Here is a 6,888-nt window from a genome sequence, read left to right on the forward strand (position 1 = left end):
GCATTATAATCATTTTTTTGTAAGTTCAGTAACGCCTTTCATATATTGTTGAAATGGGAACATTGCCGATTTAACTTGTTTTGCAAATAGATTTGCAAATATTCTTTGATTTTCATAGACCACATTCGTTGTTTTCTTTACGCTGTCAACATATTTTTCTCGGCCTTTTTTTCTAAAAGAAATATATTGTTCCAGCGTTTCTAAGTACTTTTCAATTGCCTGGCCATTCGTTAACGAACGGAATGGAGTTAAAAGCAGAGAAGTAGTTTTAGTCTGAATATCATCCACCACTTGATTGATTTCTTCATACGATTTTATTGGAAAAAATTGCTGAATGGACGTAGTCGTTACAAGTAACTCCTCCCGTGCTCCTTTTTCCCATTCCTTAAGCTCTTTGTTAAATTGCTCTGTAATTGCTTTAATATTTTCCTGATTGCTTCTAATTCTTTCAACAAAGCTTTTAGCTGATTCCAGGAATAAATCATCCCGCTTGTTAAATCTTTCAGCCCATGAATCTAATTCATCAAATCCAAGCCTCCACAACATGTCTAAGCTTGATAGTTGTTCTTCAGGACGAAATTCTGTTTCTTGGCTTTCAACAACTGCTTCCAGCTCTTTTTCATTTTTCTTTGCCATCAATATTCTCCTCCATTTCAAAATCTACAGTAAAAAGCTGTTTTAATTCCAACAGCTCTTCCTCTAGTTTTTTTATTTTATAATCTTGGATTGCCTTTACTTCTTTTTCTAAAATAGCCAATAATTCTTCAAGCGATTTCTGGACTTTTTTAACCTTAAAACGGTTCTCCTTCAGACTTTTTGCTGTCATATAGACCGTCTCATCCAGGAAATCCAGCTTTCCCTCACACTCTACCATTCTTACAGAGAGTTCAGCTATTTCATCTTTATTCGCCAGATCTAAGCGGTTCAACCACTTAGTTGTTAACCTTCTGTGAATCTTTAATCGGGAAAGATGCGCATCCATTCCCCTGCCAAAGGCGCGGGTAAAGGAACGGCAATTGGTACGGGCATGGATGCTTTTATTGAGCTCTTCTTCAAATTTTTTATAAAAAGTCATTCTATCTTGGTGTTCGGAATCCATTAAATTCCCTCATAACTAACCGGTCGGTATGTTTATCTAATCATAGTAAATTCAGGCCTTTAAGTCAATTTACAATTTGTTAAAAATTCAAAAATATATTTTACTTTATTTAACATTGCTTAGAGAATTCCTGCTGACGATCCGCCATCAACAGCTAGAACATGGCCCATTACATAATCTGAAGCACTGGAAGCTAGGAAAAGTGCTGGCCCTTTCATATCTTCATCGGCGCCAAAACGTCCAGCTGGTGTACGCTCAAGAATTTTCTCTCCTGAATAGCCCAAAATAGCTTTTGTCATTTTGGTAGGAAAAAAACCAGGTGCAATCGCATTTACATGAACATTATAAGGCGCTAATTTAACGGCTAGTTCTTGCGTTAATGTGATAACAGCACCCTTACTGACGGAATAACCAATCGCATCCATTACTAATGGATTCTGACCGCCCATTCCGGCAATGGAGGCTATATTAATAATCTTACCGGAGCGCTGTTCTTTCATCACTTTACCTGCTGCCTGGGAAAATAAGAAGACTGCTTTAAGGTTAATGTCCATTACTTTATCCCATTTATCGGCTGGCATTTCTAAGGCTGGTGCACCCCAGCTTGTCCCGCTATTATTGACTAAAATATCAATTCGGCCAAATTCCTTTAATGTCTCGTCAACAACATGCTGGATGTCGTCTGGATTGGAAACATCACACTTAAATGCAAGTGAACGAACTCCTTTTTCTTTCAAAGTATCACTTAATTCCTGACATGCGTTGATATCTCTAGAGCAAATTACAACATTAGCTCCAGCCTCGGCATATATTTCTGCGATTTGTTGACCTAATCCCCTGCTGCCGCCAGTAACAATTGCCGTTTTTCCATTTAGACTAAATAAATCTATCAAACTCATCTTTACCCCTCCATATTTAATTAGGCCTTTATTTTTATTTCTTCTTGATCTCTTAAAACCCTTCTTAATAATTTTCCGACTGATGATTTTGGCAGTTCAGGAAGAATTTCTACTTCCTTCGGCGCCTTATATGGTGCAAGGTTTTCCTTGCCAAACTGTTTTATTTCCTCTTCAGAAATCGAATACCCCGCTTTTACCTTGACAAATGCTTTCACTGTTTCACCGCGATATGGGTCCGGAACCCCAATTACCAGTGCTTCTTCAATTGCTTCTAACTGATAAAGCACTTCTTCAATTTCACAAGGATAGACATTGTAGCCGCTTGCAATAATCATGTCTTTCTTACGGTCAACAATATAAAAGTATCCATCCTCATCCATTTTGGCGATATCACCTGTAAACAGCCATCCATCTCTTAATGTTGCTGCTGTCTCCTCTGGACGGTTCCAGTACCCTTTCATTACTTGTGGACCTTGAATAATTAATTCCCCCGCTTCGCCAACAGGTACATCAACAAACCCATCATCTGTTTCATGGACTATTCTTGCGATTGTGCTTTGGACAGGAATACCAATGCTGCCAAATTTCCTTGGTACGAACGGAGGGTTAAAAATGACTGTTGGAGCTGCCTCTGAAAGACCATATCCATCAAGTAACCTAATACCAGTCCTCTTTTCAAACAATTTCGCTTGTTCAACGGGAAGTGGACCGCCTCCGCTTCCGATGTAATAAAGTTGATCAAACCCGCAATCTTCAAGTCCCTCTTGACTATTTAAAGCAAAAAACATAGTAGGAACACCAGACATTTGGAATGGTTTTTCCCTCTTAACAATCTCCATTACTTCTTTGGGATCAAATCGTGGTAATATAATCTGATTGGCGCCTTCCCTAATTCCGCAAAGGGCAACACTCGAGAGACCATATACATGGAACATAGGCAAAACAGTTATCATCTTAAAATCTTCTGGTTTGTTATCACAAGTTTTATAAGCAAAATCACAAACTTGATTGAAGTTTGCTAAAAGATTATTATGGGTAAGCATAACTCCTTTGGAAAGTCCTGTAGTTCCGCCTGTATATTGGAGAACAGCTACATCTTCAAGGCAATCAATTTCCACATCAGGTAAATTCAATTCTCCATTAAGGAATTCATCGAAATAATGATCCCCCTCAGCAAGGTCAAAACGTTCTCCTCCAAAGCTTACAACAAGAATCTTTTTCAATGGTGTCGCCGATTGTATATTTTTTACTTTTTGATAGAAAGCATCCAGAACGACCATATATTCAGAGCCTGAATCCTGTAGAACATGCTCAATTTCTCTTTCAACGTACATAGGGTTAACTTGGACAGCAATTCCACCTAAGCGAAAGGCCGCAAATAAGGTGAAAATGTAATGAGGGGAATTGGGAAGCATTATGGCCAAACGGTCACCTTTTGTAAATCCCGCTCTATGTAATGACGAAGCCAATTGATCTGTAATTACTTTTGTCGTGTTAAATGACCAAACATTTCCAAAGAATGTGAAAGCAGGTTTGTCTTTATAACGGTCTACTGCACCTTGTAAAAAATCGTAAAGGGAATTGTGCTCAATCTGAACATATTCATCAATTCTCGAATCATAAACTTTCAACCACGGCTTTTGCTGATAAACCATAAAACATGATGCCTCCTCATGATATTTTCATATCAACATTCTTATTTAAAATTGCTGTCCTTCTTTGATGTTATGAATTTACCATAAATATTTAGAATATTAATATAATTATAATTATTGTAGAAAAATATGGATTTGTAAACCTATCGTTCTCGACATATTTCTCCAAATGTTCTGAGATCCTATGTGTTTGGGATTGAAAACGCTTTAAAATACTCTTTAAATTAAGCGCTTTATAGATTCACTCCTAAAAAAATAATAGCGTATATTGTCGAAAAATATTTCTTTCGACAAGTACAATCATTTATAATACATGGATAATTCATCTAAATATTATTACCTCTTACTCCTTCCATTGCCCTCACACTAAAAAGACATTATTCTTATATAATACTTTTTATACTTCTATCACCGTAATAGGTCTTTTTGAAGCCTTTAGGTTCTTGCAATCTAATTGAAATCATATAATCTATTATTATCTAGAAGAAAGGGAGTTGCCCTATATGCCTATAACAAATGCAAACGGAATTGATCTTTATTATGAAGTGCATGGTGAAGGTGAACCATTACTATTAATTATGGGATTGTCTCTTAACTCAAAGTCCTGGTTCAGAACATTACCGGCTTTAAGTGAGCATTACAAGGTTATTATTTTCGACAATCGTGGTGTCGGTCACAGCGGGAAACCGAATACCCCTTATTCCATCGAGCTCATGGCAGAGGATACAAAAGCCGTATTAGATGCTGCGGGGGTTGAATCCGCCCATGTTTATGGTATTTCGATGGGTGGAATGATTGCTCAACGATTTGCCATTAAATATCCACAAAAAGTCCGCTCTCTTATCCTTGGCTGTACAACCTCTGGAGGTATCAATCATGTACAACCTAGTGCGGATGTCTCGATGCTAATGTTATCAAGAGCTTCTTCAACAGCCACTCCTGAGGAAATGGCCTGGGCAACGACTCCGATTCTCTATAGTCAATCCTTTATCGATAATCAGCGGGAACTCATTGCCGAGGACATCCAACGAAGAATTGAACTTCCTATACTTCCATATGCATACATGCTTCAGCTGCAAGCCTGCCTAGCCCATGACACCTACAATGAAATTGATCAAATTAAAGCACCTGCGCTCGTCATCCACGGGGATGAGGATAGGTTAGTTCCTTATGAAAATGGTGTAACCTTAGCAGAGAAAATTCCAAATGCAGAATTTCTAACCATCAACGGTGCGGGACACATTTATGTCACGGAAGCAAATGATTTAGTAAATAAAAGAGTTTTAGAATTTCTTAATAAACAAAGGTAATAACAAAACGCCCGGTCAGAAAATTGATCGGGCATTTTGTTATCATTAATCGTTTTCACTCTTGGCACCAGGATTTATTTTTGCAGCATATGAAAAACTTGTTCTACGTCCTTATCACCGCGGCCTGATAGGTTCACGATGATTACATCATCGTTTGATAATTCTTTTGCTAACTTAATAGCATAGGCAACCGCATGAGAACTCTCCAGGGCTGGGATTATTCCTTCCGTTTTACTTAATAGTTGAAAAGCTTCCAACGCTTCCTGACCAGTTACCGTTACATACTCCGCTCTGCCAGTTGTTTTCAAAAAGCTGTGCTCCGGACCAACACCTGGATAATCCAAGCCTGCGGCGATTGAGTACGTTGGTTTGGGTTCCCCATTTTCATCTAACAGCGTCAAACACTTGAATCCATGGATAACTGCCGGAACTCCTTCTGTTAAAGTTGGCGCCTCGGCAGGTTCTACGCCAATTAGGCGGACATTCTTTTCTTCTATATAATGGGCAAAAGCTCCAATCGCATTGCTTCCGCCACCTGCACAGGCAATAACCGCAGTCGGGAGCTTTCCTTCCTTTTCAAGCACCTGTCGCTTAGATTCCTCACTAATAATCGCTTGAAAGTGTTTGACCATTGTTGGATATGGATGTGGTCCAACTGCCGAACCTAGTAAATAAAAAGTATTTTGATAGTTTTGCACCAAATCGCCCAGCGCCTCATCTACAGCATCCTTTAAACGCCCTTGTCCCTTAGCCACAGGTACCACTTTCGCGCCTAACAACTCCATCCGAAAGACATTTAACGCTTGGCGTTCTGTATCTAGCTTGCCCATGTAAATCACGCATTCCATACCAAACATTGCACATGCTGTGGCTGTTGCTACACCATGCTGTCCTGCTCCTGTTTCAGCAATGATTCGCTTTGCTCCCATTCGCTTCGCTAATAATATTTGACCAATGGCATTATTTATTTTATGGGCGCCGGTATGGTTTAAATCTTCCCTTTTTAAATAAATTCTAGCTCCGCCCAGCTGATTTGTTAAATTCTCAGCTAGAGTTAACGGATTTTCCCTCCCAATATATTCTTTTAAATAGTATTTGAACTCTTCTCGGAACTCAGGATCGTCCTTGTACTTTAAAAATTGTTCTTCTAATACGTCCATTACCTGCTGGAGATCCTCAGGTATAAAACTTCCGCCAAATTCTCCAAAATAACCTTTACTATCGACACTTACTTTTTCCATACTCCACTCGTCTCCTTCAAAAACTATTATTTTGGTTCAATTAAATTATAAAATCTTTTAACTGAATATTCAAACACTTGTAATAAAAATAAAACCAGATTGGTTCTCAAAACCATTCTGGTTTTCCTATACATTTATTTTTTCTCTGAAAGCCAAGTAGCAACTGCATCGGCGTCATCACCTTTAAGGAGTCCCGCTGGCATACCGCCTTCTTTACCGTGTTCGATAATATCTAGAATTTCAGCCTTTGAATATTTCGAGCCAATCCTATCTAGGTCTGGTGCACTGCCACTTTTTAAATCCGCTCCATGACAGGCAGCACAGGTTTGCTGAAAGGTAGCATCAGCATTAGCAGTATTAGTGGCTGGCGCTTTTTCCTCGGTTTTTTTAGTGGTAGTTTTATCATTATCCGCAGTATCCTTATCATTGCCGCCGCCACAGGCTGCAAGAAAACCAAGAAAAACAATACAAATCACACCATTTATGAGTTTCTTCATAATCTCACCTCCATCATTTATAGATTTTGTTATCTTATTCTGTAATATTCATACCATTAGTTGTTATACTTTTAATTCGCAAAAAAAATCCTAACATCATTTTGATGTTAGGATTTCTGATGACCTGTGAGGGGTTCGAACCCCCGACCTCAACCCTGTCAAGGTTGCGCTCTCCCAGCTGAGCTAA

Annotated in this window: 7 protein-coding genes; 1 reads left to right on the plus strand and 6 read right to left on the minus strand. The window is 38.7% G+C overall.

The window, feature by feature from the left end:
• Nucleotides 1–9: 9 nt before the first annotated feature.
• The 4 genes from V7161_RS04300 to V7161_RS04315 all read right to left on the minus strand — a co-directional run bounded on the left by V7161_RS04300 (nucleotide 10) and on the right by V7161_RS04315 (nucleotide 3,653).
• Nucleotides 10–636, minus strand: coding sequence for a hypothetical protein (locus tag V7161_RS04300; RefSeq protein WP_335442543.1), 627 nt, complete (start codon nucleotides 634–636; stop codon nucleotides 10–12).
• The gene (locus V7161_RS04305) at nucleotides 620–1,099 is read right to left on the minus strand and encodes a hypothetical protein (protein ID WP_335442544.1); all 480 of its coding nucleotides are present in this window, start codon (nucleotides 1,097–1,099) and stop codon (nucleotides 620–622) included. The genes V7161_RS04300 and V7161_RS04305 overlap by 17 nt, the downstream gene beginning before the upstream one ends.
• 119 nt (nucleotides 1,100–1,218) lie before the next feature.
• Nucleotides 1,219–1,998, minus strand: coding sequence for an SDR family oxidoreductase (locus V7161_RS04310; RefSeq protein ID WP_335442545.1), 780 nt, complete (start codon nucleotides 1,996–1,998; stop codon nucleotides 1,219–1,221).
• Nucleotides 1,999–2,018: 20 nt separating this feature from the next.
• Nucleotides 2,019–3,653: a long-chain-fatty-acid--CoA ligase gene (locus tag V7161_RS04315; protein WP_335442546.1), complete on the minus strand. Its 1,635-nt coding sequence runs from the start codon at nucleotides 3,651–3,653 to the stop codon at nucleotides 2,019–2,021.
• Nucleotides 3,654–4,156: 503 nt separating this feature from the next.
• Here V7161_RS04315 and V7161_RS04320 point away from each other — a divergent pair.
• A complete protein-coding gene (locus tag V7161_RS04320) occupies nucleotides 4,157–4,963 on the plus strand; it encodes an alpha/beta fold hydrolase (RefSeq protein WP_335442548.1) in 807 nt (268 codons plus the stop codon).
• Nucleotides 4,964–5,037: 74 nt separating this feature from the next.
• Here the strand turns inward: V7161_RS04320 and trpB are convergent, their stop codons facing one another.
• Together trpB and cccB are read right to left on the minus strand one after the other, a co-directional pair.
• Entirely contained in the window at nucleotides 5,038–6,204 is a 1,167-nt protein-coding gene (gene trpB, locus V7161_RS04325; protein ID WP_335442549.1) for a tryptophan synthase subunit beta, read from the minus strand.
• A 134-nt stretch (nucleotides 6,205–6,338) separates the two neighbouring features.
• Entirely contained in the window at nucleotides 6,339–6,701 is a 363-nt protein-coding gene (cccB, locus tag V7161_RS04330) for a cytochrome c551 (protein WP_335442551.1), read from the minus strand.
• Nucleotides 6,702–6,888 lie beyond the last annotated feature (187 nt).

It is taken from the genome of Neobacillus drentensis, from assembly GCF_036965425.1.
GTDB lineage: Bacteria > Bacillota > Bacilli > Bacillales > Cytobacillaceae > Neobacillus > Neobacillus drentensis_F.